Source organism: Nocardioides pollutisoli, assembly GCF_040045055.1.
GTDB lineage: Bacteria > Actinomycetota > Actinomycetes > Propionibacteriales > Nocardioidaceae > Nocardioides > Nocardioides tweenelious.
In genome coordinates, this window is record NZ_JBDZDU010000001.1 from 2058125 (window position 1) to 2083331 (window position 25207).

A 25207-nucleotide genomic window follows, 5' to 3' on the forward strand; every position below is an offset into this window, starting at 1 on the left:
TCCAAGGCCCACCGCGGCCGGGGCAGGCCCGGTAGGTTGACCGCGTGCTGCTGTCAGACCGCGACATCCTGACCCAGATCGACGCCGGCCGCATCGCGATGGACCCCTGGGATCCGGCGATGCTGCAGCCGTCGTCCATCGACGTGCGTCTCGACCGGTTCTTCCGGGTCTTCGAGAACCACCGGTACCCCCACATCGACCCGGCGGCCGACCAGTCCGACCTGACCCGCGAGGTCGAGCCGGACGGTGACGAGCCTTTCATCCTGCACCCGGGTGAGTTCGTGCTGGGGTCGACGTACGAGGTCGTGTCGCTGCCCGACGACATCGCCGCGCGGGTCGAGGGCAAGTCGTCGCTGGGGCGGCTGGGCCTGCTCACCCACGCGACCGCAGGCTTCGTGGACCCGGGCTTCTCCGGCCACGTGACGCTCGAGCTCGCCAACGTCGCGACGCTGCCGATCAAGCTCTACCCCGGCATGAAGATCGGCCAGTTCTGCTTCTTCCAGCTGACCTCGCCGAGCGAGCACCCCTACGGCTCGGAGAAGTACGGGTCGCGCTACCAGGGTCAGCGCGGGCCGACCCCGTCGCGCTCGTTCCAGAACTTCCACCGCACCCAGATCTAGATCCTCACGAGGTTAGGCTAACCTAACTTCGTGACCACGACCCAGAGTGCGCTGCCGCTGATCCTCGACACCGTCGAGGTGGTGCGCGTCGACCGGCTGTCGCCGTCCTTCGTCCGGTTCGAGCTCGGCGGAGCGTGTCTCGCCGAGTTCGGCGTCGAGGGTCCGACGTACGACCAGCGCATCAAGCTGGTCTTCCCGGGCGTGCCCGGCGGTCCGCCGCCGTCCTTCGACGGCGTCGACGAGTCGTGGTGGGAGTCCTGGCAGTCCCGGCCCGAGGACGAGCGCGGTCACATGCGCACCTACACGGTCCGCGGCGTCGTCGGCGAGGGTGTGGAGACCCGGCTGGTCGTCGACATCGTCGTGCACCCCGACGACCACGGGGACGTCGGTCCCGGCTGCGCCTGGGCCGCTCGTGCGCGCGAGGGTGACCGGCTGGTGGTGCTCGCGCCCCGCCGCGGCCACGAGTACGGCGGCATCGAGTTCCGGCCGGGTACGGCGAACCGGCTGCTGCTCGCGGGTGACGAGACCGCGGTCCCTGCGATCTGCGCGGTGCTCGAGCAGCTGCCGGCCACCGCACGGGGGGCGGCGTTCCTGGAGGTGCCGGTCGGTGCGGACGTCCTGACCGTCCAGCACCCGGAAGGGGTCGAGGTGGTGTGGCTGCCCCGTGACGGCGAGCCCCACGGGAGCCGCCTGCACGCCGCCGTGCTCGACCACCTCGGGGCGCCGTTCGTGTCCGCGGTGGATGTCGACGAGGTCGACCCCGACCTGTGGGAGACCCCGACGTACTCCTCCTCCGGCGAGGACGTGGACTCCGCGATCAGCGTGGTGGGTCACGACCTCGACGACGTCTACGCGTGGATCGCGGGGGAGTCGGCCGTCGTGACCGGGTTGCGCCGCGCCCTGGTCAAGCAGCTCGAGATGGACCGCCGCCAGGTCGCCTTCATGGGCTACTGGCGCCGCGGTGTCTCGATGGCCTAGCCGGTCCTAGGTGTCGATCCGGTCGGCGATCCGGCGCAGCCGCTGCGCCAGCAGGTGCCGGTGGGCGGTGGCGGGGATCTTGGGGACCGAGGCGCGCGCCGCGCGCTCGGCGAGCAGCTGTCGGTTGATCTCGGCCTCGAGCATCGCGCTGGTGTAGTCCATGGCAGTTCTCCTTGGCTGGTGGTGGGGGTCAGACCTGGCTGAGGACGATGTCGCCGCTCACGGTGCGGGCGCGGACCTCGACGTGGTCGGCGCCGGCTGCGGGCTCTCCGACGCCGACCAGTGACGAGCGGACGTCGCCGGCGACGGTGGTGATGTCGGTCCAGACGGGGGTGCCGGCGGGTACGCCGACCCGCACGTCGCTGGAGGCTCCCTTGAAGGTGAGCCGACCGCGCTGCACGGACCGGACGACCAGGTCGCCGCTGCCCGTGGTCATCGAGACGTCGTGGGCCGAGCGGACGATCTCGACGTCGCCGGAGCCGGTCTTGATCACGGTGGCGCCCTGAGCGGCGCCGATCTTGACGTCGCCTGACCCGGTCGAGGCGGCCATCGTGGCGTCGGCCTGACCGATCTCGACGTCGCCGGACCCGCTCTTGACCCGGAGATCGGCGATCGCCGCCTCGACCGTGATGTCGCCGGACCCGGTCTCCACGGTCGCGGGTGCCGTCACCGTGTCGAGCGTGACGTTGCCCGATCCGCTCTTGAGACGGCCGCCGTTGACGCTGCCGGTGACGGAGATGTCCGCGCTCCCGGTCTTGATGGTGACGTCGCTGCCGGTGGGGACCGTGATGGTCACGTCGAGGCGGCTGTCGCCTCCCAGGAAGCCGCCCCGGTGCCGCGGTGCGACGACGGTGATCTGGTCTCCGGACTGGAGGACCGAGACCTGCTCGGCGTCGCGGCCGGCGATGTCGACGCGCGACTCGGTGGTGTCGGTCGCCGTGACTGCGACCGAGCCCTTGCCGATCTCGGTGAAGAGGTGGACGGGACGGTGGGTCTCGAAGTGGTGGGTCGTCATCTCTGCGCTCCGGTGTGAGGGTGTGGTCGTCCGCGGGGCCGGCCGGTGCCGGTCCCGTGTGCCGTACGTGGGGCGGGGTCGGGTCAGACCCAGCCGGTCATCCGCTTGCTGCCGCGCTTGGGGCCGCCGGACGGGAACGGGTCGTTGCCGCCGAAGAACGGGATGCTGGACAGGTCGATGTCGACGTTGATCGCCGAGTCACCGCGGGTCGCGGCGCGCACCAGGTTGACCAGCCAGGTGTTGAGCGAGTGCCCGGACCGGTTCGCCAGCTCCTCGGCCCGGGCCTTGACCGACTCGGGGATGCGGAGGGTGATCCGGGCGACGTTGCCGTCGTCGTCGGTCTCGTCCGCGGGCGGTGGGCCCGCCTGAGCCGCCGGCTCGGGGGCGAGGGGGGCGGTGTGGACCGCGAACTCGAGCTCGCGGCCGTTGAGCCGGACGTCGACGCCGCCGGACGGCATCTCGGCGGTGATCTCGGCCGCGGCCTGGGAGACCGCCTCCATCAGGGCCAGGCGGGCCGCCGGGTCGAGCGCGTAGCCGAGTCGCTCGGTGACCTCCTTGGCCTCGGGTCCCGCGGCCTCCGCTGCCGCGACCAGGTCGCGGCGGAGGCTCTCGACGTACGGCGTGATGTCCATGTGCACCACGATGACATCATCGTGACATCACGTCAAGCACGTTCTGACATCACGCTCGATCGAGGGTGTTTGTTGTGGATCACAACGGGGCACGAACACCGATGGTGCATCCGGGCCACGCCACCGGATCGGTGCATGAGAGGCGCACTAGATGTCGAGTCCGACAGTTCTCGCGAGCACGATCATCGATGCTCACTTCGTCGACTACCTGATCATCCTGATGTATTTCGCTGTCGTCCTCGGGATCGGAGTCCTGGCTCGACGGCAGGTCTCCGACTCCCTCGACTTCTTCCTCTCCGGCAGATCGCTGCCCGCGTGGGTGACCGGCCTGGCCTTCATCTCGGCCAACCTCGGCGCCGTCGAGATCATGGGCATGTCGGCCAACGGTGCGCAGTTCGGCATCCCGACCGTGCACTACTTCTGGGTCGGGGCGATCCCGGCGATGCTCTTCCTCGGCGTCGTGATGATGCCCTTCTACTACGGCTCGAAGGTGCGCTCGGTCCCCGAGTTCATGTTCAAGCGGTTCGGCACCGGCGCACACCTGGTCAACGCGATCTCCTTCGCGGTCGCCCAGCTCCTGATCGCCGGCATCAACCTCTTCCTGCTCGGCAGCATCGTGCACGCGCTGCTGGGCTGGCCGCTGTGGGTGGCGCTGATCGTCGCGGCGATCATCGTGCTCTCCTACATCACCCTCGGTGGCTTGAGCGCCGCGATCTACAACGAGGTCCTGCAGTTCTTCGTGATCGTCGCCGCCCTGCTCCCGCTGACCCTGATCGGCCTCCACCGCATCGGTGGATGGGACGGCCTGACCAACGGGATCACGGACGCCGCCGACAAGAACCCCGACACGATCGCGCCGGCCGCCGAGCAGCTCAACTCGTGGCCCGGCAACGCGTTGACCGGCTTCACCTCCGACTTCTGGTCGATCGTCGGCATCGTGTTCGGCCTCGGCTTCGTGCTCTCCTTCGGCTACTGGACCACGAACTTCGTCGAGGTCCAGCGAGCGATGGCCTCGGACTCGATCTCCTCGGCGCGCAAGACGCCGATCATCGGCGCCTTCCCGAAGATGTTCGTCCCCTTCATCACGATCGTGCCCGGCATGATCGCCGCCGTCATGGTCACCGAGATCGCTCAGGTGAAGACCGGTGCTTCCGTCCCAGGAGGGTCATCGGGCGACGGGGTCACCTACAACGACTCGTTGCTCTACCTGATGCGTGACGTGCTGCCCAACGGTCTGCTCGGGGTGGCGATCACCGGTCTGCTGGCGGCCTTCATGGCCGGCATGGCGGCCAACATCTCGGCGTTCAACACGGTGTGGAGCTATGACCTCTGGCAGCGCTACATCGTCAAGGAGCGCAGCGACAACTACTACCTCGTCGTCGGCCGCATCGCGACGGTCGCCGCGGTGGTCATCGCCATCTTCACCGCGACGCTCGCGTCCAACTACTCCAACATCATGACCTACCTGCAGACCCTGTTCGGGTTCTTCAACGCGCCGCTGTTCGCCACGTTCATCGTCGGCATGTTCTGGAAGCGGATGACGCCGACCGCAGGTTGGGTGGGTCTGGTGGCCGGAACCGTCGCTGCTGTCGTCGTCGGTGTCGCCAGCGAGGACGCGCTCGGCTCGCTGAGCCAGGGTTGGATCGGGATCAGCGGTCAGGGTGCATCGTTCGTCGCGGCCGGTGCTGCCTTCGTCGTCGACGTCGTGCTCAGCGTGCTCGTCTCGATGGTGACCCGACCGAAGCCGTACGCCGAGCTCCGCGGGCTCGTCTACTCGGAGACGCCGCGCGAGGACCTGGTCGACCCGAACGAGGCCAGCCGTCCGTGGTACCAACGAACCATCCCTCTCGCCGTCGTGGCGCTGGTCATGGTCGTCATCTTGAACGTGCTCTTCTGAGGAGGCTGACATGCCACGGAACCAACACACCGCAGGTGCCTTCGACATCCGCAACATCATCGGTGGGCTCATCGGGCTGTACGGCGTCGTCCTCACCGTCATGGGGATCTTCGGCGACGAGGAGGGCGACAAGACCGGCGACGTGAACGCCAACCTCTGGGCCGGACTGGTCATGCTCGCGATCGGAGCGGGGTTCCTCATCTGGGCGCGTGTGCGTCCGGTGATCGTGCCCCCCGAGACCTCGACGGGTCAGGACAGCGACGGGTAGAGCGTCACGGCGTCGATGACGTCACCGTGCCGGACCAGGTCGACCCGAAGCGGGCAGCTGGTCCGGCCGGCCGGCGCGGCGATCGTGAACGACAGCGCGTCGGCACCCGCCGCGGGCGCTGCCGGCCTCCCGCAGTCCGTCCCGCCGCGGCCGACCGACAGGACGGGCATCGCGTAGGTGAGCGGGTGCTCGCCCACCAGAGCCACCCGGTCGGTGGCCTTGCGCACCTGCGCCGGGACGCCCGTGTCGGCCCACTGCGACAGGTCGTCCGCGCCGGACAGCGAGGTCCCCGATCCGTCGCCGACGCGGACGACGACCTCGGATGAGAACGACGGCGCCGGACCGCGCCCGTTGAGGAAGTCCACGAACGCCCACGAGTCCTCGATGTCCCCGTAGTCGCTGAGGCAGGAGACGTCCGCCGGGATGGACGTGTAGACCGTGATCGCGTCCCCGGGGGCGTACGTCGCTCCGGTCGGTGGGTCGCTGGCGATGACACGGTCCTGGATCTCGCACGCACGGAACGGCTCGAGCTTCACCTTCAGCCCGCGGGCATCGAGCATGGCGCGGGCAGTGGTGCCGTCGTACCCGAACAGCGAGGGCACCTGGTCGGCCCGCAGCAGGTCGGCGGGCTGCTCGTCGTCGGGTGCCATCACGACCGCGGCCACCCCGACGGCGATCGCGACCACTGCTGCCGCGGCCACCAGCCAGGGCCACCGGGCGCGTGGGCTGTCCGCGGGTGGTCCGAGAGCTGCGACGCGCAACGCCTCGAGCACCACCGGATCGGGGTCCTCGGCCCGGCGGATCCGGCGCCGGTTGGCCTCCAGCACCTGGTGGACCAGGACCGGGGCCTCGTCCTCCGGCACGCCGAGGTCGTCGGCGGCACGCAGCAGCGCGTACCACCGCGCGTCGAGGTACTCGCGAGGATCCATGTCGTCTCCTGTTCGGAGCCAACGCTAGGACCGGATGGTGAGAACGACGAACGGGTCGTGCGCCTGCGCGCACGACCCGTCCGGTCGATCAGATGTCGAAGAGCGATCCGGTCTCGTGGATGTCCACGTCGGTCTTCGGCTGGTGGGCGTCGCCGCCGGCCTGCGGCTGCTCCTTCTTCGCCTCCGGCTCCTCGGCAGGCTCTGCCTCGGGCTCCGGCTCGGGCTCCGGCTCCGGTGCGGCGGCGGGCTCGTCACTCGCAGCCGCGGTGGCCGCGGCACTCAGGGCAGCCGGATCGGGCTTCCCGGAGTCGACGGGCTCCGGCTCGGGCGCCGGCTCAGCCTCCGGCTCGGCCTTGTCCTCCGGTTCGGGCTCGGGCTGGTCGGCAGCTGCCTCGGGCTCCGGCTCCTCGTCGGCGGCGGGAGTCTCGACGGGCTCGGCCGCCGGAGCCGGCTCGGGTGCGGCGATGTCGAAGAGGGAGCCGCCCTCGGGGATCTCGGTCGACGGCGTCGCCGCGGCAGCGGGTGCGGTCTCCGACTCCTCCTTCGCCTCAGGCTCAGGCTCGGGCTCGTCGGCAGCCGCCTCGGGCTCCGGGTCCTCGTCGGCGGCGGGAGTCTCGACGGGCTCGGCCGCCGGAGCGGGCTCGGGCGCGGCGATGTCGAACAGGGAGCCGCCCTCGGGGATCTCGGTCGACGGGGTCGCCGCGGCAGCGGGTGCGTCCTTCGGCTCCTCCTTCGGCTCTTCCTTCGCCTCGGGCTCCGGCTCCGCTTCGGGCTCCGGCTCCGCTTCGGGCTCGGCCTTGTCCTCCGGCTCGGGCTCCGGCTCGGCTTCCTCCGCGGCAGGTTCGTCGGCGGCGATGTCGAAGAGCGAACCGCCCGAGCCCAGGTCCGCAGCGGGCTTCGCCTCGGTCTTGTCCTCGGCCTCGGTCTTGGCCTCGGGTGCGGGTGCCTCGACCGGCTCGGACTTCGCCTCCTCGGCGGCAGGTTCGTCGGCGGAGATGTCGAAGAGCGACCCGCCCGACGAGGCGGGCTTCTCGTCCTTTGTGGGCTCCGCCTTCGGCTCTTCCTTCGCCGCGGGCTCGCTCGCAGGCTCGGTCTCCGGTTCGCCGACGTCGAAGAGCGAACCACCGGACGAGGCGGGCTTCGCGGCCTGCGCCTCCTCCTCGACGCTCTTGTCCTCGGCGGCGGTCTCCGGCTCCTCGGTGGGGGTGTCGAAGAGCGACGACCCACCGCTGGCCTTGGCAGCCGGTCCGGCATCGGCCGTCTCGGTGACGGTGTCCTCGGTGGGGGTGTCCTCGGTGGGGGTGTCCTCGGTCGCTGCCGGCTCGGGGTCCTTCGTTTTCGTGGCGGCGGCCGGGGCGGCAGCAGGTGCGGCCCCCGGCTTCACCTTGGTGGCGACCTCGCCCTTCACCGATGCGAGCAGCATCTGCGCGACGTCGAGGACCTCGACCTCCTCGCGGGCCTCGCCCTTCGCCTGCTCGGCGGTCAGCCCGTCGGAGAGCATCACGCGGCAGAAGGGGCAGCCGACGGCGATCTGGTCGGCGCCGGTGCCGACGGCCTCCTTGGTGCGGTTGACGTTGATCCGCTCGCCGAGGTTCTCCTCCATCCACATGCGCGCGCCGCCGGCGCCGCAGCAGAAGGACCGCTCGGAGTTGCGCTCCATCTCCACGAACTCAGCGCCGGGCAGCACCTGGAGCAGCTCGCGGGGCGGCGTGTAGACGCCGTTGTGGCGGCCGATGTAGCAGGGGTCGTGGTAGGTGATCGAGCGCTTGTGCGCGCCCTCACCGTCCTTGACCGGCGTCAGCTTGCCCTCGCGCACGAGGCGGTTGAGCAGCTGGGTGTGGTGCACGACCTCGAGCTCGACGCCGAAGTCCTTGTACTCGTTCTTGAGCGTGTTGAAGCAGTGGGCGCAGGTCGAGACGACCTTCTTGACCTTGAACTCCTTGAAGGTCTCGACGTTCTGCTGCGCGAGGCCCTGGAAGACGAACTCGTTGCCGGCGCGACGGGCGGGGTCACCGGTGCAGGTCTCCCCGTTGCCGAGCACCCCGAAGGAGACACCGGCGATGTCGAGCAGCTCGGCCACGGCGCGGGTGGTCTTCTTCGCGCGGTCCTCGTAGGCGCCGGCGCAGCCGACCCAGAAGAGCCAGTCGACCTCGTCGAGCGACTCGATCGTCTCGCCGACGACCTTGACCTCGAAGTCGAGTCCCTTCGCCCAGTCCATGCGCGCGTTCGGCGACATGTTCCAGGGGTTGCCCTTGTTCTCCAGGCCCTTGAAGAGGCCGTTGAGCTCGGCGGGGAAGTTCGACTCGACCAGGACCTGGTAGCGGCGCATGTCGATGATGTGGTCGACGTGCTCGATGTCGACGGGGCACTGCTGCACGCAGGCGCCGCACGACGTGCACGACCAGAGCACGTCCTCGTCGATGACGAACTCACCGCCGGGCGGGTTGTAGAACCAGTCGGTCACGTCGGTCCCGGCGCCGGCCGCAGCGTCGGCGTCCGTCTTGCCGATCAGGGTGCGCGCCATCGTCTGGTCGTTGCCCTCGGCGTCGTCGGCCGGCGCGCCCGCGGTGGTGTACGCCGCCTCGCGCAGGCCCATGATCAGCAGCTTGGGCGACAGCGGCTTCTCGGTGTTCCACGCGGGGCACTGCGACTGGCAGCGGCCGCACTCGGTGCAGGTCGTGAAGTCGAGGATGCCCTTCCAGCTGAAGTCCTGGATCGAACCGACCCCGAGCGTGGAGTCCTCGTCGAGGTCGTCGATGTCGTCGAGGGTGATCGGCTTGCCGTCGGACGTCAGCGGCTTGAGGGCGCCCAGCGCCGTACGGCCCGAGGAGTCGCGCTTGAACCAGATGTTGAACCACGCGGTGAACCGGTGCCAGGCGACGCCCATCGTGATGTTGCGGGCGATCACGAACAGCCACACCATCGCGAGCACGATCTTGAACATCGCGATGAAGAAGATGATGTTCTCGAGCGTGCTGACGGTGTCGGGGTAGAGCACGTCCCCGAAGAACGAGCTGATCGGGAAGTGGAACCGCGTGAAGTGGTCGAGGTGCTCGCCCTTGGCGTTGCCGAGGTTGTACTCCGCGCCGCGGATGAAGAGAATCGCCGAGCCCTCGAGCAGCGCCATCGCCTCGACGAAGTAGGCCTGCCAGAAGGTGGAGCCGTAGAAGCGGCTCTGGCGACCGAGCCGGCGCGGGTGGTTGATCTGCCGGTAGACGATCAGGAAGACGATGCCGACCGTGCTGAGGACGCCGAGCCCCTCGATGACCCACTCGTAGAGGAAGAAGTGGCCGATGAGCGGCAGCGCGAACTCGGGGTCGAAGAGCTGGAAGTACGCCGTGAACACCGACGCACTCAGCACGATGAAGCCGAGGTAGACGAACCAGTGCATGATCCCGACCCAGTGCCACTGCAGCATCCGGGTGTGGAGGAACGTCTCCTTGAGCATCGTGACCGTGCGCTTGCCGGGCCGGTCGCTGCGGTTCAACGCAGGCTGGCCCTGCCGGAGCACGCGCAGCATGCTCCGGACGGCCACGACGAGCGCGGCGACCGCGACGACCGTGACGGCGAGCGAGACGACGATGGCGAAGATCTGCATGGAGCGGGACTCCCTCGAGCGGCGGCAGTCGGGCGGGACGACGCCGTACGGCGCGCCGTGAGCCTAGTTCCCCACGGATCGCCGCGTCAGTCCCGGTCGGGCGTGAGAAGAATCCTACCGGCAGGTAACTTCAGGCTCGCTGGACCCCGGTGACCTGGCCGGACCGCGAGAACCTCACCGTCATCATCACCTTCGGCGACGAGCCGGTCTTGGCGCAGAAGGAGTACGTCGAGCCGAGCCGCTCGTAGGGCTGGCCGACCGCCTCCATCACGGCCTTCGTGGTCATCCCTCGATGGATCAGCGACGTCGCCTTCGAGACGGTCTTGCGGTTGCCCGGGTTGCGGCACGAGTCGGCCGCGATGCCCTCGGCGCGCTCCCACATCTGCAGGTAGGCCTCGGCCCCACGGGCCATGTCGTCCTGGATCTCGGCGCCGTCGCCGGAGTGCTGCTGGTCGGCGACCTCCGTCAGGTCCTGGATCCAGTCGGGGTAGAGGCCGTACTGCGCGACCCCGTCGGCGTTGATGTCGTAGACGCGCTCGCCGGCGTGCTGCTTCTCGATCGTGACGCCGTTGATGCCCCTGAAGGGGTAGGTCACCGGGTTGGCCACGTCGGTGCCGCGCGGGTCGCCCTGGGCGCCGAGACCGTTCATGTCGGCGCCGTAGCCGATGCCCCAGTAGTAGCGCTTGTCGGCCCAGCCGACGTGGGCGCGCCACTTCTCGACGAAGCCGGTCGAGTCGCCGGCGTACGGCGTGATGAACCCGCCCGCCTCGTAGATCCGCGGGTAGGCGTCAGGCGTCGACCAGGAGTGCGAGGAGACGATGCCGGGGTAGCCGAGCTGGTCGATCTCGTCGAGGGACGACTGCCGGGCCTTCACGCTCATGTGGTCGGGGTCGAAGATCATGTGCCGCTCGGCGAGGCCCTTGATCGTGTACTCGCCCAGGGTCGTCAGGCCGCGGCTGTTGCAGTGGTCCGGCGGCGGGTAGACGGGAGTCGCAGGCAGGTTGAGCGGGTCGAAGAGCTTGCCGATCGCGCCGAAGAGGGCGTCCTGCTGCCCGGCCGAGATGTCGGGCGCCGCCAGCTGGTTGTGGTCGTGGGCGGCCGGGTCGGCGGGCTCGCAGTGCTTCATGTCCCAGAAGGAGCCGGTCTCGAGGAAGTTCGCGGCGTTGACCGCCGCCCCCACCTCGCCGTTGTCGCCGGCGATGCCGGACAGCGCGTTGTCGAACTTGTTGACCAGCTCCATCTGCCGCACGCCCATCTTCTTCACGGCGTCGAGCTGGGTGTCGAGGTTCTCGGGCGTGCAGGCGGCTGCCGGGACGTCGCCACCGGGCAGCGCCTTGAAGGTGCAGCCGAAGGGCACGCTGGTCTCGATGCCCATGATCACGGCCATCTTCCCGGCGTTGATCACCTGGCGGGCCTGGAAGGGGTTCTTCACGATCCGGTAGAAGCCCTTGCCCGGACCGCCGAACTGGGCGTCGATGTAGTCCTGCATCTTGTACATGTCCTGCGCCTGCAGGCGGACGGAGTCCATGTCGTCGCACGAGTTGTGCTTGATCGGGTAGAGCTGGCACAGCTGGTTGTTCTCGACGAGCAGGTTGACGAAGATCCGCTGCCCACCGCGCCACGACCGCTCGAGCCAGCGGTAGTAGGTGCCCTCGTGGGTCAGCGAGTTGGGCGCCGGCCAGTCCTTGAAGGTCGGCCAGCCGACCGGGTCGTGGTGGGGCTCGCCGGAGAGCACCGACTCCAGCACGCCGCCGTACCCACCGGTGGCGGTGTGGTCGGGGCAGTCGACGAGGGCGTACGGCGCGCCGTACTGGTCCCACGGCTTGCCGCAGTGGACGTCGCCACCGAGGAACTCGAACGCCATTCCGTGGGTGTGGGCGTCGACGTAGCCCCGCACCTCCTGGTACGGCGTGATGCCCGCGTGCGGGTTGCCGACGACGTCGATCTGCGACTCGGGGTAGGCGGAGCAGCCGGTCGTGCGGGTCAGCGTGAAGCGGTCCGCGCCGTCGATGCTCAGCGCGCCGCTGTCGTTGGTGAACGCGAACGTGGAGCCGGTCTTCGTGGCCTCCCACACCGTGTCGGCGCCGGGGTCGTCGGCGCGCGCGCCGTCGGCGGTCACGAAGGTCCGGTCGACGTCGTAGAGGAGGTAGGTGCCCAGGTCGGTGGGCTTGAAGTAGATCGGGTCGCCTGCGAGCGAGTAGCAGCCGTTGGCCATCGCGTAGCGGTCCTGCGGGTGGAGCTGCCGGGGCTGCATGACCGGCACGGTCGTGAGCCGCGGGTCGGGGAGGTTGCGCTCCTGCTCGACGTACGCCGCACTCGCGGCCTTCTCGGCAGCGGTCGTCGGGTCGTGCGTGTCCTTGCCGAGGTCGCCCGCGCGGGACAGGGCGTTCTTGTCGGACGCGAGGTTGCCGAGGGCGTTCTGCGCGAACGCGTAGCGGGCGTTGAGGCTGCCCTCGCGGACCCCGGCGGCTCCGCCGAGGGCGATCGCGCCGGCGAGGACGGCGATCGCGGTGACGACGGCGACGGAGAGCCGCCGCCCGGATCGGGTGGAGGTGGGTTCCCTGCGCATCTGCGGCCCCTTCGCGGTCGAGCTCGCGGGTCCAACGACGAGCCGTGTCCGAAGTCACCGGAAGTAGAACAAGTTTCAGAAACGCCGGGTGACGTCCGTCACCATGCCCCAGACTTCAAGACGCAAACGATTGTCCAGACACCCGGAGGTCCCTCGTGCCCCGTCGTTCACGCATCCTCGCTGCGGCGCTCGCCGCCATCGCCGCCCTCGTGGTCGGCCTGCTCGCCGGCCAGGCCGGCGCGGCCCAGGTCAAGCCGCCCGCCAACGTCAAGGGTCTGAAGATCCTGCTCACCAACGACGACTCCGTGCAGGGGGTGAAGGCGGACGGCGAGGACGGCAAGGGCCTCTACGAGCTCCGCAAGGCGCTCTGCGCTGCGGGTGCGGACGTGATCGTCGTCGGCCCCTGGGGCCAGCAGAGCGGCCAGGGCGGCCGGATCACCACCAGCCGGACCGCCGGGCTCACGGTCACCAAGGCGACCGTCCCCGAGGCGTACGCCGGGGACTGCGCGTCGGCCGCGTCCGCTGGACCCGTCTACGGCGTCTGCAACAGCAACACCGCGTGCGTCGCGGACTCGCCCAGCGCCTCCCCGGCCGACACCGTGCGGATCGGCGTGAAGAACTTCCTCCCGGCCACCTACTGGCCGAAGGGTCCGGACGTGGTCCTCACGGGCATCAACTGGGGTCAGAACGTCGGCACCGTGGTCACCCACTCCGGCACCACCAACGCAGCGGTCACGGCGCACGAGCTCGGTGTGCCCGCCATCGCCTTCAGCGAGGCGCTGCCGAGCGACATCGGCGACCTGATCGCCTGCGCGACGCAGGGCATCGGCTGCCCCGAGTACACCGCGGCGGCCGCCTTCGGCGTCAAGCTCCTCGGCAAGGTCCGCGGGGCCGGCCTGCTCAAGCCCTCGACGCTGCTCAACGTCAACTACCCGCACCTCGCCGACGGTCAGAAGGTCGGCAAGCCGGTCCTGAACGTGCTCGGCAACGGGGACATGACCGAGCTCGCCTGGAGCGGCTCGGCGACCAAGGACGGCGCGACCTACTCGCTCGGCATCCCGACCGACCGGAAGTCGACCAACAAGAACGCCGACACCGAGGCGCTGCGTGCCGGGAAGATCTCGATCGTCCCGATGGACGGCGACTGGACGCTCTCCGCGGCGCCCAAGTCCCTGCAGGCGATCGTCAAGGCGCTGGGCTGACATCGAGGGTGGTGGCCGGCCTTCGACCGAGGCCGGCCACCGCTGCCAGGATCAGCACCCCACCGAGCACGCCGGCGAGGCCGAGCCGCTCGTCGAGGACCACCGCAGCGAGGACCGCTGCCGTGAGGGGCTCCAGCAGGGTCGCGATGACGGCCGAGCTGCCGGGCGCCGTGCGCAGCCCGGAGTAGAAGAGCAGGTAGGCCAGCGCCATCGTGAGCACGCCGAGGTAGACCAGCGTGCCGGCGACCACGGGGTCGCCCCACGCGCTCGCCCCCGACCCCGTCATCATCGCCAGCGGTGCCAGGGCGATCGCCCCGACCGTCGTGCTCGCCGTCGCGAGGCCGAGAGGCCCGGTCGACTGGGCGAGGCCGTGACCGACCAGGGTCGTCAGCGCGTACGCCGTACCGGACCCGATCGACGCGAGCACGCCCCAGACCGGGTGCGGGCCGCCGGCGGACCCCGCGGAGACGCTGACCAGCACCAGCCCGACCAGGGCGGCGCCGAGGACCAGGAGGTCGCCGGCACCCGGCGCCCGGCGTCGCCGGATGCTCTCGACGACCGTGACCAGCACCGGCGCCAGTCCGAGGCTGACCACGGTCGACACCGTCACGCCGACGGCGACGACGGCGGCGAAGTAGAGGGCTTGGTACGTCGCGGTGGCGACGCCGATCAGCAGCGCGCGGCCGGGGTGTCGGCGGACCAGGCCACGCAGGTCGCCGAGCTGGCGCAGCACCGCCGCGGCGACCAGCAGGGCGATCGCGCCGATGACCATCCGCCAGGCGCTGATCGCGACCACCGACATCGGCTCGGCGTCGCGGATGACGTGCACCGCGAGTCCGCCGGTGCCCCAGAGGACGCCCGCGAGGGAGATCTGGAGCAGGCCGATCCGAGCAGCCGCCCCGCTCACCCGCCGATCCTGCGGGTGAGGGCGACGGCCGTGTCGGAGACCGCCTTGCGCAGGCCGCCCGGGTCGACGGTGTCCGGGTAGGTGACCGCCACTGCAGCGACCGGGTGCTCGTTGTGGTCGAGCACGGCGACCGCGATGCTCGCCAGTCCCGGTGTGATCTCGCCGTCCTCGACGGCGTACCCCCGTTGCCGCGTGTCCGAGAGCACCGTGCGCAGCGCGCTCAGCGTCCGGGGCCCCTGCCCGTGCCGGTCGACGAAGTCGGACGCGCTCGAGTAGAGCGCTCGCACCTGGCTCGGAGGGAGCAGGGCGAGCACCGCACGACCGCTCGCGGTGAGGTGCGCGGGCAGCCGGACGCCCACGTCCGTGACGAGCGGCGGGCGGCCCGGCGCCCGCTCCTCGATCACGTAGAGCACCTCGCGACCGTGCAGCACCGCGAGGTGGGCGGACTGGCCCACCCGGTCGACCAGCAGCGCGAGCGGCCTCCGGGCCAGGCGCTGCAGCGGCTCCTGGCGGGCGTAGCCACTGCCCAGCTCGAACGCCGCGAGCCCGAGCCCGTAGCGGTGCTCGTCGACGAGGTGGACGACGAAGCCCTCCTCGATCATCGCGTTGAGGAGGTGGTACGTCGTGCTCCGCGGCAGGTCGCACGCGCGCATGATCCGGTCGAGCGGCACCGGGTCGGGCTGGCCGGCCAGGAACCGCAGCACCCGCAGCGTGCGGGTCGCGGCGGGCACCTGGCTCATGCCAAGAAGATTAGGGCTCCCGGGGCTGGGGCGGGATCGGGCGGTAGTCGTCGGACCGGTGGTCGACGTCGGGGTCGACCGCGTCGGCCTCGCGCACGACGTCCTCCCGCCGTGCGTCCTCGACCTGCAGCTCGTGCTCGGCCTCCGCGACCGCCTGCTCCGCTCGCTCGACCTCGGCCCGGGCCTCGTCGGCGCGCGCCTGCGCGGCCGCGGTCTTCTGGGCCTTCGCCTCGATGGCGGCGGCCTGGGCGGCTGCCTCGGCGCGGAGCTCCTCGGCGTGGGCTCGCCGACGCTCGTTGCGACGGCTGCTCAGGGTGACGGCGACGCCGACGACGACGAGCGCGACGACCGCGATGACGACGACGGTGATGGTGATGGTCATGGGTTCCCTCCCTGGGATCTCTGACGACCCGTACCCGCAAACGTGCGGGCGAACCCTAGGAGAGCTCGCGTTCCTCGCGAGCCGGGACCAGCGGCAGGGCCACCAGCGGGAAGAGCGCGCCGATCGCGAAGGCCGCGGCGTACCCGGCGTGGGTGACGGCGAGGCCGGCCAGCGGGGGTACGGCGGAGGCGGCGAGGAACTGGGCGGTGTTCTGGACGCCGAGCGCCCGGCCGGACCAGAACGGGCCGGCCCGTTCGGCGACGGCGGTGAACGCCAGTCCGTTGTCGGCCACGGTCACCAGCGTGGCGACGACGACCAGGAGCACCGCGACGCCGAGGTCCAGGGCAGCAGTCAGCCCGAGCAGGCCCATCGTGGCGGTCGCGGCGATCGCGACCCAGCGCAGCGGGCGCATCCGGCTGCCGACCACGTCGGAGAGGTGGCCGACCCCGATCCGGCCCAGTGCGCCGGCGACCTGGGCGATCGCGACCACGGCCCCCGCGGCCGCGGGGTGCCACCCGCGGTCCTGGACGAGCCAGACGAGCGCGAAGGTCCACACCAGGAACTGCGGCACCACGAGGAGCACCGACACCCCGTGGATGCGGGCCAGGTAGCTGTCCTGGCGGTAGGGGTTCGCGACGGACTCACCGGTCCGGGTGGTCGGTCGGGGCGGGTCGATCACCAGTGCGGCGACCAGCACGGCCGCCAGCGCACAGGCGATCGTCGGCACCCACAGCGCCGCGTGCACGCCGTACGCGTGGGCCACGACGGCGATCGAGATCGCGGCGACACCGACACCGACCGGCTGCGCCATCTGCCGGATGCCCATGGCCAGACCCCGACGCTCGGGCGGGAACCAGCCGACCACGACCCGGCCGCTCGCGGCGTTCGTGCTCGCGGCGGCCCCGCCGGCGAAGAACAAGGTGACGACGAGGAGTCCGGTGCCGGACGTGATGGCGCTGGCGGCCCCGAAAACGACGGTCGCGGTGAGTCCGGTCAGCAGCACGAACCGCTCACCACGCCGGTCGGTGACCGCGCCCCAGGCGACCAGCGTCAGCATCACGCCGATCGTCGGCGCGGCGGCGACCAGGCCTGCCCGGGCCAGGCTCATGCCCTGGGCGTGCAGGGTCGGGATCAAGAACGCCGGTCCGTGCATCATCACGGCCGCCGCGGCCTGCGCGAGCGTGCTCGCGCCCAGCATCGACCAGCGCCGGGCGGCGCTGACAGAAACAGGACGGGCGGCGGTGACGGTCACGTGGACCAGTCAACGCCGCCCGTCTCGTCGTACGACGCCGCGTCTTGCAGGGTGACCTGTGAGAAGGACGACCCCGGGCAGTGCGACGTGGGGATCAGTGCTTGCTGGGCTTGGCGATGCGCAGCTTGGCGGTCGCCAGGTCGATGACCCCGCCGCTGCCGTCGAGCAGGGTGATCCGGACGCCGACGACCTTGATCCCGCCCGGCGTCTTCGTGACGACACCGCGCTCGATCTTGGCCACGCCGGGGATCGTGATCGTGTCGGTGTCGGGGAAGGTCTGGTCCTGGCCGTTGGCAGTGATCGTGCCGACCTGGGTGCCCTTGATGGAGCGGTTCAGGCCTGCGGCGGTGCGCGTGACGTTGGCCTGTCCGACGATCGCCTTGATCGACAGCTGGTCGCCGAGCTTGAACGACGCGACGGTGCTGCGCTCGAAGCCCCACGCCTTCTTCTGGGTCTGCTCGGCGCGCTGCTCGTTGTGGAGTCCGGTCGCGGTGACCTGGTCCTGGCCGCTGGCACCGGCCAGGGTCTTCTGCTGCACCTTGCCGCCCGTGCCCTTGCAGGGCATCACCGACAGCGGGTTGCGACCGAGGTCCAGGGTCTCGCCGCCGAGCTTGCCGCTCAGGCCGGCTGCGGAGCCGCTGAAGAGGCCGCTGATGATGCCGTCGCTGATCTTGGCGAAGGCGTGGGCGATCCGCACGGTGGAGTGGCTGGCCGTGAGCTCGACCTTCAGGCCGTTGGCGTAGGCGCCCGCCGAGTGGCGGTGCTTGTGCACGTTGGAGTGGCCGATCGTGACGGTGCCGAAGCCGGGGATCTCGGTCGGGTTGCCGGGCGCCGGGATCGGAAGCGTCTGGGCGGGGCCCGCCGCGGGCTTGAACGTGAGGCCGCCGATGTCGGTGTTGGTCTCGGTGTGGAAGCCCTTCGCGTCGTGGAACGCGCGGGCGGTGGTGGTGACGGCGTCGATCAGCAGGGTGCCGAGCGGCGAGTCGCTCAGCCGGACGGCGCCGACCGAGTGGCGCGACCAGGACGAGGTGACGCCGGCCTTCTGGGTCGTCCAGACCTTGGTCGTGACGGCGGAGAGGGTGCCCAGGCCGGGCAGCTCGCTCTCGGCCTGGTGGTTGGTCTTCGCCTTGCCGGCGTCGTTGGTGCAGCTGATGACCTGGTAGGCGGAGGTGCCCGACTTGCCCGGGATGTCACCGCCCTGGACCCGGGTGCCGTAGCCGGACGTCTGCAGGGCGAAGGACGTCGGGGTGAGCTGCGGCTTCGCAGCCTGGTGACCGCTCGTGGTCGCGGCCGTCGCCTGGCCGGTGCCGAGTGCGGCGACGGTCAGACCGAGTGCCACGGCCACGGTGGTACTGGCGGTGATGAGAGTCGTTCGGGTGCTGCGCATGGTCCCTCCCTGGGATCTGATGAACCGGCGACGCCCCCACCCGCGGTCCGAGATGTGTTCCATTTGTCCCCCACTGCTAGAGGGACAAACGCGCCCCGAAGGGTGAGGTGACGCAGATGTGACGGTCGTCTCACGTGGTTCTCGGATCCCAGACAGATGCTGCTCGACCGGGGTGGTCGCCCTGCAGGAGGGCGGCGAGGATTGCGGCATGACTGCTGCGCCGCCCACCACTGTCGCCCTCGGCGTCGGCCCGGTGTCCTTCGACGACCTGCTCTCCGTCGCCCGTGACGGCGCTCCCGTCCGCCTCACCGAGGATGCGGTCGCCGCCGTCGAGCGGGCTCGCGGCGTGATCGACGAGCTGTCCGCCGGAGCCACCCCCGTGTACGGCGTCTCGACCGGGTTCGGCGCGCTCGCCACCCGCCACATCCCGACCGACATGCGCGCCCAGCTGCAGCGCTCGCTGGTGCGTTCGCACGCCGCCGGGTCGGGTCCGGAAGTCGAGCGCGAGGTGGTCCGCGGGCTGATGCTGCTGCGGCTCTCGACGCTGGCGACCGGCCACACCGGCGTGCGGGTCGAGACCGCGCAGCTGCTCGCCGGCCTCCTGTCGGCCGGCATCACGCCGGTGGTCCGGGAGTACGGCTCGCTCGGCTGCTCGGGCGATCTCGCCCCGCTGTCCCACTGCGCGTTGGCGCTGATGGGCGAGGGCGACGTACGGGATGCCAGCGGCACGCTGATGCCGGCTGCCCAGGCGCTCGAGGCCGCCGGTCTCGCGCCCGTCGAGCTGGCCGCCAAGGAGGGCCTGGCGCTGATCAACGGCACCGACGGCATGCTCGGCATGCTGGTCATGGCGATCGCCGACCTGCGGATGCTGCTGCGGACGGCCGACATCGCGGCGGCCATGTCGGTCGAGGGCCAGCTCGGCACCGACCGGGTCTTCGCCCCGGAGCTGCAGGCGATCCGGCCGCACCCCGGGCAGGCGCTGTCGGCCGCCAACCTCACCGCGCTGCTGAAGGACTCGGGCGTCGTCGCCTCCCACCGGGGCCCCGACTGCAACCGGGTCCAGGACGCCTACTCGCTGCGCTGCTCCCCGCAGGTGCACGGCGCCGCGCGCGACACCGTCGAGCACGCCGCCTCGGTCGCGTCGATCGAGCTCCGCTCCGCCGTCGACAACCCGGTGGTCCTCGGCGACACCGTCGAGTCCAACGGCAACTTCCACGGCGCGCCCCTCGCCTACGTGCTCGACTTCCTCGCGATCATCGCCGCCGACGTGGCGTCGATCAGCGAGCGTCGTACCGACCGCTTCCTGGACAAGGCACGCAACCACGGGTTGCCGCCGTTCCTCGCCGACGACCCGGGTGTCGACAGCGGCCACATGATCGCGCAGTACACCCAGGCCGCGATCGTCTCGGAGCTCAAGCGGCTGGCCGTGCCCGCGTCGGTCGACTCGATCCCGTCCAGCGCCATGCAGGAGGACCACGTGTCGATGGGCTGGTCGGCCGCCCGCAAGCTGCGCCGCTCCGTCGACGGCCTCACCCGCGTCGTCGCGATCGAGGTGCTCACCGCCGCCCGCGCGCTCGACCTGCGCCGGCCGCTCGAGCCGTCGCCGGCGACCGGAGCGGTCATCGACCTGCTGCGGTCCTCCGGCATCGAGGGTCCGGGCCCCGACCGTCACCTCTCGCCCGAGATCGAGGCCGCCGTCGCCCTGGTCGCGTCGGGCGCCGTCCTGTCCGCTGCTGAGTCCGTGATCGGAGAACTGCGATGAACGACCGTCTGCCCATCCACGCTGCCCATGGCACCGAGCTGACCGCGAAGTCGTGGCAGACCGAGGCGCCGCTGCGGATGCTGATGAACAACCTCGACCCCGAGAACGCCGAGCGTCCCGAGGACCTCGTCGTCTACGGCGGCACCGGCAAGGCGGCGCGCAACTGGGAGTCGTACGACGCCCTCGTGCGCACCCTGACCACGCTCGAGGACGACGAGACGATGCTCGTGCAGTCGGGCAAGCCGGTCGGCGTGATGCGCACCCATGAATGGGCACCTCGCGTCCTCATCGCCAACTCCAACCTCGTGGGCGACTGGGCCAACTGGGAGGAGTTCCGCCGGCTCGAGGACCTCGGCCTGACGATGTACGGCCAGATGACGGCCGGCTCGTGGATCTACATCGGCACCCAGGGCATCCTGCAGGGCACCTTCGAGACCTTCGCTGCCGTGGCCGACAAGCTAGCCCGAAGGGCGTCGGTCCCTGAGGAGGGCGCGCTAGCGCCCGTCTCGAAGGGCGCAGGGACGCTCGCGGGCACCATCACGGTGACCGCCGGGCTCGGTGGCATGGGTGGCGCGCAGCCGCTCGCCGTGACCATGAACGACGGCGTCGTGATCTGCATCGAGTGCGACCAGAGCCGGATCCAGCGCCGGATCGACCACCGCTACCTCGACGTCCAGGCGGCGTCGCTGGAGGAGGCCGTGGCGCTGGCGGTCGAGGCCCGCGACGAGCGCCGCCCGCTCTCGATCGGCGTGCTCGGCAATGCGGCCGAGATGCTGCCGGAGCTCCTCGACTCCGGTGCGCCGATCGACATCGTCACCGACCAGACCTCCGCGCACGACCCGCTCTTCTACCTGCCGATCGGCGTGCCGTTCGAGGAGTGGGAGGCCCGTCGTACGGCGGACCCGGCCGGCTTCACCAAGGAGGCACAGGCCGCGATGGCCGCGCACGTCCGCGCGATGGTGGAGTTCCAGGACAGGGGCGCCGAGGTCTTCGACTACGGCAACTCCATCCGCGACGAGGCGCGCAAGGGCGGCTACGACCGCGCCTTCGAGTTCCCGGGCTTCGTGCCGGCGTACATCCGACCGCTCTTCTGCGAGGGCAAGGGCCCCTTCCGCTGGGCCGCCCTGTCCGGCGACCCGGCCGACATCGCCGCGACCGACAAGGCGATCCTCGAGCTCTTCCCCGACAACGAGCGGCTGCACAAGTGGATCACCATGGCCGGTGAGCGGGTCGCCTTCCAGGGTCTGCCTGCTCGCATCTGCTGGCTGGGGTACGGCGAGCGCCACCTGGCCGGCCTGAAGTTCAACGAGATGGTGGCGTCCGGTGAGCTCAAGGCCCCGATCGTGATCGGTCGCGACCACCTCGACTGCGGCTCGGTCGCCTCGCCCTACCGCGAGACCGAGGCGATGCTCGACGGCTCCGACGCGATCGCCGACTGGGCGCTGCTCAACGCGCTGGTCAACACCGCGTCGGGTGCGTCGTGGGTGTCGATCCACCACGGCGGTGGCGTCGGCATGGGTCGCTCCATCCACGCCGGTCAGGTCTGCGTCGCCGACGGCACCGAGCTCGCCGCCCAGAAGATCGAGCGGGTGCTCACCAACGACCCAGGCATGGGCGTCATCCGCCACGTCGACGCGGGTTACGACCGCGCAGCCGAGGTGGCTGCTGAGCGAGGCGTCCGCATCCCGATGTCCGAGTCGTCTCGCGCCCAGCAGAGCTAGGTCATCGGCACGACCGCCCGGACGTGGCGCTGACGCAGGACCTCTGCGCGGCCGAGTGCCGTGCGGACGGGGTGCTGCTCAGCCCGTGGGCCAGGACGGTCACCGAACCGACTCCCGGCGTGCCGGACGTCGCGCTGCCACCGTTCGCGCCCGAGGTGCACCCGCCGGCGAGGGCGATCGTGTGGTCGCCGGGCTCGACGACGTCGTCGGTGACGCCGCTGAGGGCGATGGCCGGGAACCCGTTGTAGTCGAAGCTGATCGTGAGCGCCTCGCCGAGCTGGATCGAGCTGGACACGATCGGGGTCCCGTCGACCTGGATCCACCACCGCACGAAGCTCGCGGTCGGGCACTGGAGCTGACCGCTCCCGGTGAAGTCGACCAGCAGTCGGCCGGGCTGTGACGTGGTGAACGTCGTGCTGGAGGTGGTGACGCCGACCGGCGGGATCGTCGGCTCGGCCCCCAGTGCGACGACCTGGTTGACCTCGTCCTTCGTCAGGTAGGCCGCGGCCGGCCGCCCGTGGAGCTTCTTGGAGTCCGGCGCCCTGGCGATGATGTTGGTGGGCAGCTGCCCGGTGCGCTTGCTGGTCGCGACCAGCTTGCCTGCGCGGGAGTGCTTGCTGGCGCCTGCCCCCACGGCGTGCAAGTGGTCGACGGTGTCGGCATTCAGGGCCTTGGCGAGAGCGGGACCGCCGGCGAAGCCGACAGACATGGCGAGCGCGGCCACCGACAGCACGACGGTGACCCGGTTCCCCGTACGGGGTGCTGTGTTTGGCATGCGCTCAGGGTCCGTCCGCCGGCGGGTCTCCGGCATGGCCCAGGCGGGCCGTATCTGGTGGCACGTTCGGTGGCTGCAGCGTGTGTCACAGTGGCTTCGTGACCCAGCAGCCGGCCCGGTCCCGGGCGACCCTGACCGACATCAGCTCCCGCGCGTGGGAGCACCCGGCCGATCGTGGTGCGCTGGTCGCGCTGCGCAAGCTCAAGGGCTTCGACACCGTGCTCAAGGCGATGTCGGGGCTCTTCAACGAGCGCGCCGTACGCCTCGTGTTCCTCGGGTCGGCCATCCGCGTCGACGACCGGCAGTTCCCCGGCCTGCACCGGATCCTCGGCGAGGTCGGCCGCACGCTCGACGCCCCCGAGCTGCCCGAGCTCTACGTCGTGTCCAACCCGGTCCTGGGTGCGATGACGATCGGCATGAACAAGCCCTTCATCGTGATGAACTCCGGCCTCGTCGACCTCCTCGACGAGGACGAGCTGCGGTTCGTGGTCGCCCACGAGCTCGGCCACGCGATGAGCGGCCACGCGGTCTACCAGACGCTGCTGCAGCGGCTGCTGCAGTTCTCCGGCGTGCTGAGCGCGATCCCGCTGAGCGGCCTCGGCGTACGCGCGATCGTGGCCGCCCTCTACGAGTGGTCGCGCAAGTCGGAGCTGTCCGCGGACCGCGCCGGCCTGCTCGCCACGCAGGACCCGGCCACGGCGTTCCGCGTGCACATGAAGCTCGCCAGCGGCGGCCACCTCGAGGATCTCGACGCGACGTCGTTCTTCGCCCAGGGGCAGGAGTACGACGAGGCCGACCTGCGTGACTCGGTGCTGAAGATGCTGCTGGTCGAGAACCGGTCGCACCCGTTCGCCGTGGTCCGCGCCTCCGAGCTGCGCCGGTGGGTCGACTCGGGGGAGTACACCGCGGTCCTCGGTGGCGACTACCCCCGCCGTCAGGACGACGACGAGGCGAAGGTGTCCGACGCCGCGAAGGCCGCGGCCAAGAGCTACTCCGAGGCCTTCCAGCAGAGCCAGGACGCCGTCGGCAAGATGGTCCACGACATGGCGGGCCTCCTCGGCAGCGCCAAGCTCTGGCTGGACGAGCAGCTGCGGCGGGGCGAGCGCTGACGTCGCTCGCGGAGCTCGTCGAGAGGGTCCCGGTCGGCTGGTCGACCGCGACGTACGCCGGCCGTCGCTACGGCGTGACCAAGACGCTGCGCGCCGACGGACGTGCCGTGTCGGTCTACGCCGAGGAGCTCGGCGGCACCGACGTGGTCAGCACCAACGTCTACCTCGCCGACGCCGGACCGGAGCTGCGGCCCTGCGAGATGCCCGCCGAGAAGGTGCTCGCGTTCCTGCGGGACGCGGAGTTCGCCCCGGCTCAGGCGGACTGACGCGCGAGGAACGCCGAGAGCGGGCCCGGCATCTCGGCGGCCCGCTCGCCCCAGTCGTAGACCGAGCAGGTGCCGGCGACCAGGTCGTGCAGGGCGCGGTGCTCGCGCTGCACCAGGATCATCAGGAAGCCGATGCCGAACAGCAGCGCGCTGATCGGGAAGGCGAGCGTGCGGACGAAGGCCTGCCGGACGGTCAGCGGACTGCCGTCGGCGCCCACCACGCGGATGCCGACGATGCCCTTGCCCAGCGTGCGACCGGCGACGGCGTGCGACGTGAACGAGTAGATGAACGCCCAGACCGCCAGGGCGGCGATGGCCAGGGGCCCGCTGCCGTCGAGGTCGTCGACGGAGCGGTTGGTGAAGATGTTCAGGAGGAAGGTGAGCCCGGCGATGCCGAGGGTGTACGACGTGGTGATGATCGCGACGTCCAGGGCGGCGGACGACGCCCGCGTGACGGCTCCGGCGTAGTGGCCGCTGACGGAGAGCCGTGGCTGGTCGTCGGGTCCCGCCGGCGGCGCCAGCAGGAGAGGCGGCCCGACCGGCTGGGTGTCGGGGTCGCGACGCAGCAGCCGGCAGAGGAAGCGGTCGATGATCACGTCGAGCGCGACGAGCTGGCGGCGTACGAGGTCGATGGCGGAGCCGGCGAGCTGGTTGGTGCTCTCCGCGACCAGCTGCGGCACGCCTGACCGCCGGACGAGCCCCTCGAGGTCGACGTCGGCCAGCAGGGCCTCGATGTCGACCTTGCTGAGCAGGGCGTTGAGGTCGACGCGGTCGAGCAGCGCGTTCATGTCCACGCGGCCGATGAGCGCGTCGGGGTCGACGCGGGACATCAGCTCGTCGGGGTCGACCCGGGCCAGCAGAGCACCGACGTCGACGCGGGCCATCAAGTCGTTGGGGTCGATCCGCGCCAGGAGCGCGTCCACGTCGACGCGGGCGAGCAGGGCGTCCATGTCGACGCGGTCGAGCAGGACGTCCGGCTCGATCCGGCCGAGCAGCTCGTTGAGGTCGACCCGGGCCAGCAGCGCGTTCATGTCGATCCGCGCGAGGAGGGCGTCGGCGTCGATCCGGGAGATCAGCGCGTCGACGTCGACCTGGTCCAGCAGGATGTCGGGGTCGACGAGGTCGACCATCCGGCCGGTGACTCCGCCGGTGATCCGGTGGAGGAGCCCGCGGCCCTCCGATCCGGTGTCCGCCATGA

At 70.8% G+C, this 25207-nt stretch carries 22 protein-coding genes; 9 read left to right on the plus strand and 13 right to left on the minus strand.

The features are described 5' to 3' along the window. Positions 1-44 precede the first annotated feature (44 nt). Positions 45-620 carry a dCTP deaminase gene (gene dcd, locus ABLE68_RS09980; RefSeq protein ID WP_348871170.1) on the plus strand — a complete coding sequence of 192 codons (576 nt, stop codon included), beginning with the start codon at positions 45-47 and terminating at the stop codon, positions 618-620. A 30-nt stretch (positions 621-650) separates the two neighbouring features. Next, positions 651-1598: a siderophore-interacting protein gene (locus ABLE68_RS09985; protein ID WP_348871171.1), complete on the plus strand. Its 948-nt coding sequence runs from the start codon at positions 651-653 to the stop codon at positions 1596-1598. Between the two features lie 6 nt (positions 1599-1604). Here ABLE68_RS09985 and ABLE68_RS09990 read toward each other — a convergent pair whose 3' ends face one another. From ABLE68_RS09990 to ABLE68_RS10000, 3 genes are all read right to left on the minus strand, one after another. Next, positions 1605-1760: a hypothetical protein gene (locus tag ABLE68_RS09990; RefSeq protein ID WP_348871172.1), complete on the minus strand. Its 156-nt coding sequence runs from the start codon at positions 1758-1760 to the stop codon at positions 1605-1607. Positions 1761-1788: 28 nt separating this feature from the next. After that, positions 1789-2613, minus strand: coding sequence for a DUF4097 family beta strand repeat-containing protein (locus ABLE68_RS09995; protein WP_348871173.1), 825 nt, complete (start codon positions 2611-2613; stop codon positions 1789-1791). A gap of 83 nt (positions 2614-2696) precedes the next feature. Further along, positions 2697-3245, minus strand: a complete 549-nt coding sequence (locus tag ABLE68_RS10000; protein WP_348873254.1) for a pilus assembly protein HicB — start codon at positions 3243-3245, stop codon at positions 2697-2699. Between the two features lie 151 nt (positions 3246-3396). On the opposite strand from ABLE68_RS10000, the gene ABLE68_RS10005 reads away from it, so the two are divergent. Both ABLE68_RS10005 and ABLE68_RS10010 read left to right on the plus strand, forming a co-directional pair. After that, the gene (locus tag ABLE68_RS10005; protein WP_348871174.1) at positions 3397-5142 is read left to right on the plus strand and encodes a sodium:solute symporter family protein; all 1746 of its coding nucleotides are present in this window, start codon (positions 3397-3399) and stop codon (positions 5140-5142) included. Positions 5143-5152: 10 nt separating this feature from the next. Beyond that, the gene (locus ABLE68_RS10010; protein WP_348871175.1) at positions 5153-5410 is read left to right on the plus strand and encodes a hypothetical protein; all 258 of its coding nucleotides are present in this window, start codon (positions 5153-5155) and stop codon (positions 5408-5410) included. On the opposite strand, the gene ABLE68_RS10015 is transcribed toward ABLE68_RS10010, so the two are convergent. From ABLE68_RS10015 to ABLE68_RS10025, 3 genes are all read right to left on the minus strand, one after another. Then, complete coding sequence (locus tag ABLE68_RS10015) at positions 5392-6339, minus strand: PASTA domain-containing protein (RefSeq protein ID WP_348871176.1); 948 nt, start codon at positions 6337-6339, stop codon at positions 5392-5394. The two genes, ABLE68_RS10010 and ABLE68_RS10015, sit on opposite strands and share 19 nt — an antisense overlap. An 88-nt stretch (positions 6340-6427) precedes the next feature. Continuing rightward, the gene (locus ABLE68_RS10020) at positions 6428-9937 is read right to left on the minus strand and encodes a heterodisulfide reductase-related iron-sulfur binding cluster (protein WP_348871177.1); all 3510 of its coding nucleotides are present in this window, start codon (positions 9935-9937) and stop codon (positions 6428-6430) included. A 130-nt stretch (positions 9938-10067) separates the two neighbouring features. Further along, positions 10068-12506, minus strand: a complete 2439-nt coding sequence (locus ABLE68_RS10025) for a hypothetical protein (RefSeq protein WP_348871178.1) — start codon at positions 12504-12506, stop codon at positions 10068-10070. A gap of 155 nt (positions 12507-12661) precedes the next feature. Here ABLE68_RS10025 and surE point away from each other — a divergent pair, with 155 nt between their 5' ends. Further along, the gene (gene surE / locus ABLE68_RS10030; protein ID WP_348871179.1) at positions 12662-13708 is read left to right on the plus strand and encodes a 5'/3'-nucleotidase SurE; all 1047 of its coding nucleotides are present in this window, start codon (positions 12662-12664) and stop codon (positions 13706-13708) included. Here surE and ABLE68_RS10035 read toward each other — a convergent pair. From ABLE68_RS10035 to ABLE68_RS10055, 5 genes are all read right to left on the minus strand, one after another. Continuing rightward, the gene (locus tag ABLE68_RS10035) at positions 13692-14615 is read right to left on the minus strand and encodes a DMT family transporter (RefSeq protein ID WP_348871180.1); all 924 of its coding nucleotides are present in this window, start codon (positions 14613-14615) and stop codon (positions 13692-13694) included. The two genes, surE and ABLE68_RS10035, sit on opposite strands and share 17 nt — an antisense overlap. Continuing rightward, positions 14612-15355 carry an IclR family transcriptional regulator gene (locus ABLE68_RS10040; RefSeq protein WP_348871181.1) on the minus strand — a complete coding sequence of 248 codons (744 nt, stop codon included), beginning with the start codon at positions 15353-15355 and terminating at the stop codon, positions 14612-14614. The genes ABLE68_RS10035 and ABLE68_RS10040 overlap by 4 nt, the downstream gene beginning before the upstream one ends. A gap of 10 nt (positions 15356-15365) precedes the next feature. Beyond that, positions 15366-15737, minus strand: a complete 372-nt coding sequence (locus tag ABLE68_RS10045) for a hypothetical protein (protein WP_348871182.1) — start codon at positions 15735-15737, stop codon at positions 15366-15368. 55 nt (positions 15738-15792) lie between these two features. Next, positions 15793-16989, minus strand: coding sequence for an MFS transporter (locus tag ABLE68_RS10050; protein ID WP_348871183.1), 1197 nt, complete (start codon positions 16987-16989; stop codon positions 15793-15795). A gap of 94 nt (positions 16990-17083) precedes the next feature. Next, positions 17084-18328 (minus strand): choice-of-anchor P family protein, encoded by a 1245-nt coding sequence (locus tag ABLE68_RS10055; protein ID WP_348871184.1) that lies wholly within the window; start codon positions 18326-18328, stop codon positions 17084-17086. Positions 18329-18584: 256 nt separating this feature from the next. Here ABLE68_RS10055 and hutH point away from each other — a divergent pair, with 256 nt between their 5' ends. Together hutH and hutU are read left to right on the plus strand one after the other, a co-directional pair. After that, complete coding sequence (hutH, locus tag ABLE68_RS10060) at positions 18585-20138, plus strand: histidine ammonia-lyase (protein ID WP_348871185.1); 1554 nt, start codon at positions 18585-18587, stop codon at positions 20136-20138. Continuing rightward, positions 20135-21859: a urocanate hydratase gene (gene hutU, locus ABLE68_RS10065; RefSeq protein WP_348871186.1), complete on the plus strand. Its 1725-nt coding sequence runs from the start codon at positions 20135-20137 to the stop codon at positions 21857-21859. Before hutH ends, hutU begins: the two co-directional genes overlap by 4 nt. Position 21860: 1 nt before the next feature. Here hutU and ABLE68_RS10070 read toward each other — a convergent pair whose 3' ends face one another. Next, positions 21861-22634, minus strand: coding sequence for a hypothetical protein (locus ABLE68_RS10070; RefSeq protein WP_348871187.1), 774 nt, complete (start codon positions 22632-22634; stop codon positions 21861-21863). A 98-nt stretch (positions 22635-22732) separates the two neighbouring features. Between ABLE68_RS10070 and ABLE68_RS10075 the strand changes: the two genes are divergently transcribed. Further along, a complete protein-coding gene (locus ABLE68_RS10075; protein ID WP_348871188.1) occupies positions 22733-23743 on the plus strand; it encodes a M48 family metallopeptidase in 1011 nt (336 codons plus the stop codon). A 74-nt stretch (positions 23744-23817) separates the two neighbouring features. Then, a complete protein-coding gene (locus ABLE68_RS10080; protein ID WP_348871189.1) occupies positions 23818-24009 on the plus strand; it encodes a hypothetical protein in 192 nt (63 codons plus the stop codon). On the opposite strand, the gene ABLE68_RS10085 is transcribed toward ABLE68_RS10080, so the two are convergent. Beyond that, positions 23997-25205: an RDD family protein gene (locus tag ABLE68_RS10085; protein ID WP_348871190.1), complete on the minus strand. Its 1209-nt coding sequence runs from the start codon at positions 25203-25205 to the stop codon at positions 23997-23999. The two genes, ABLE68_RS10080 and ABLE68_RS10085, sit on opposite strands and share 13 nt — an antisense overlap. Between the last annotated feature and the right edge of the window lie 2 nt (positions 25206-25207).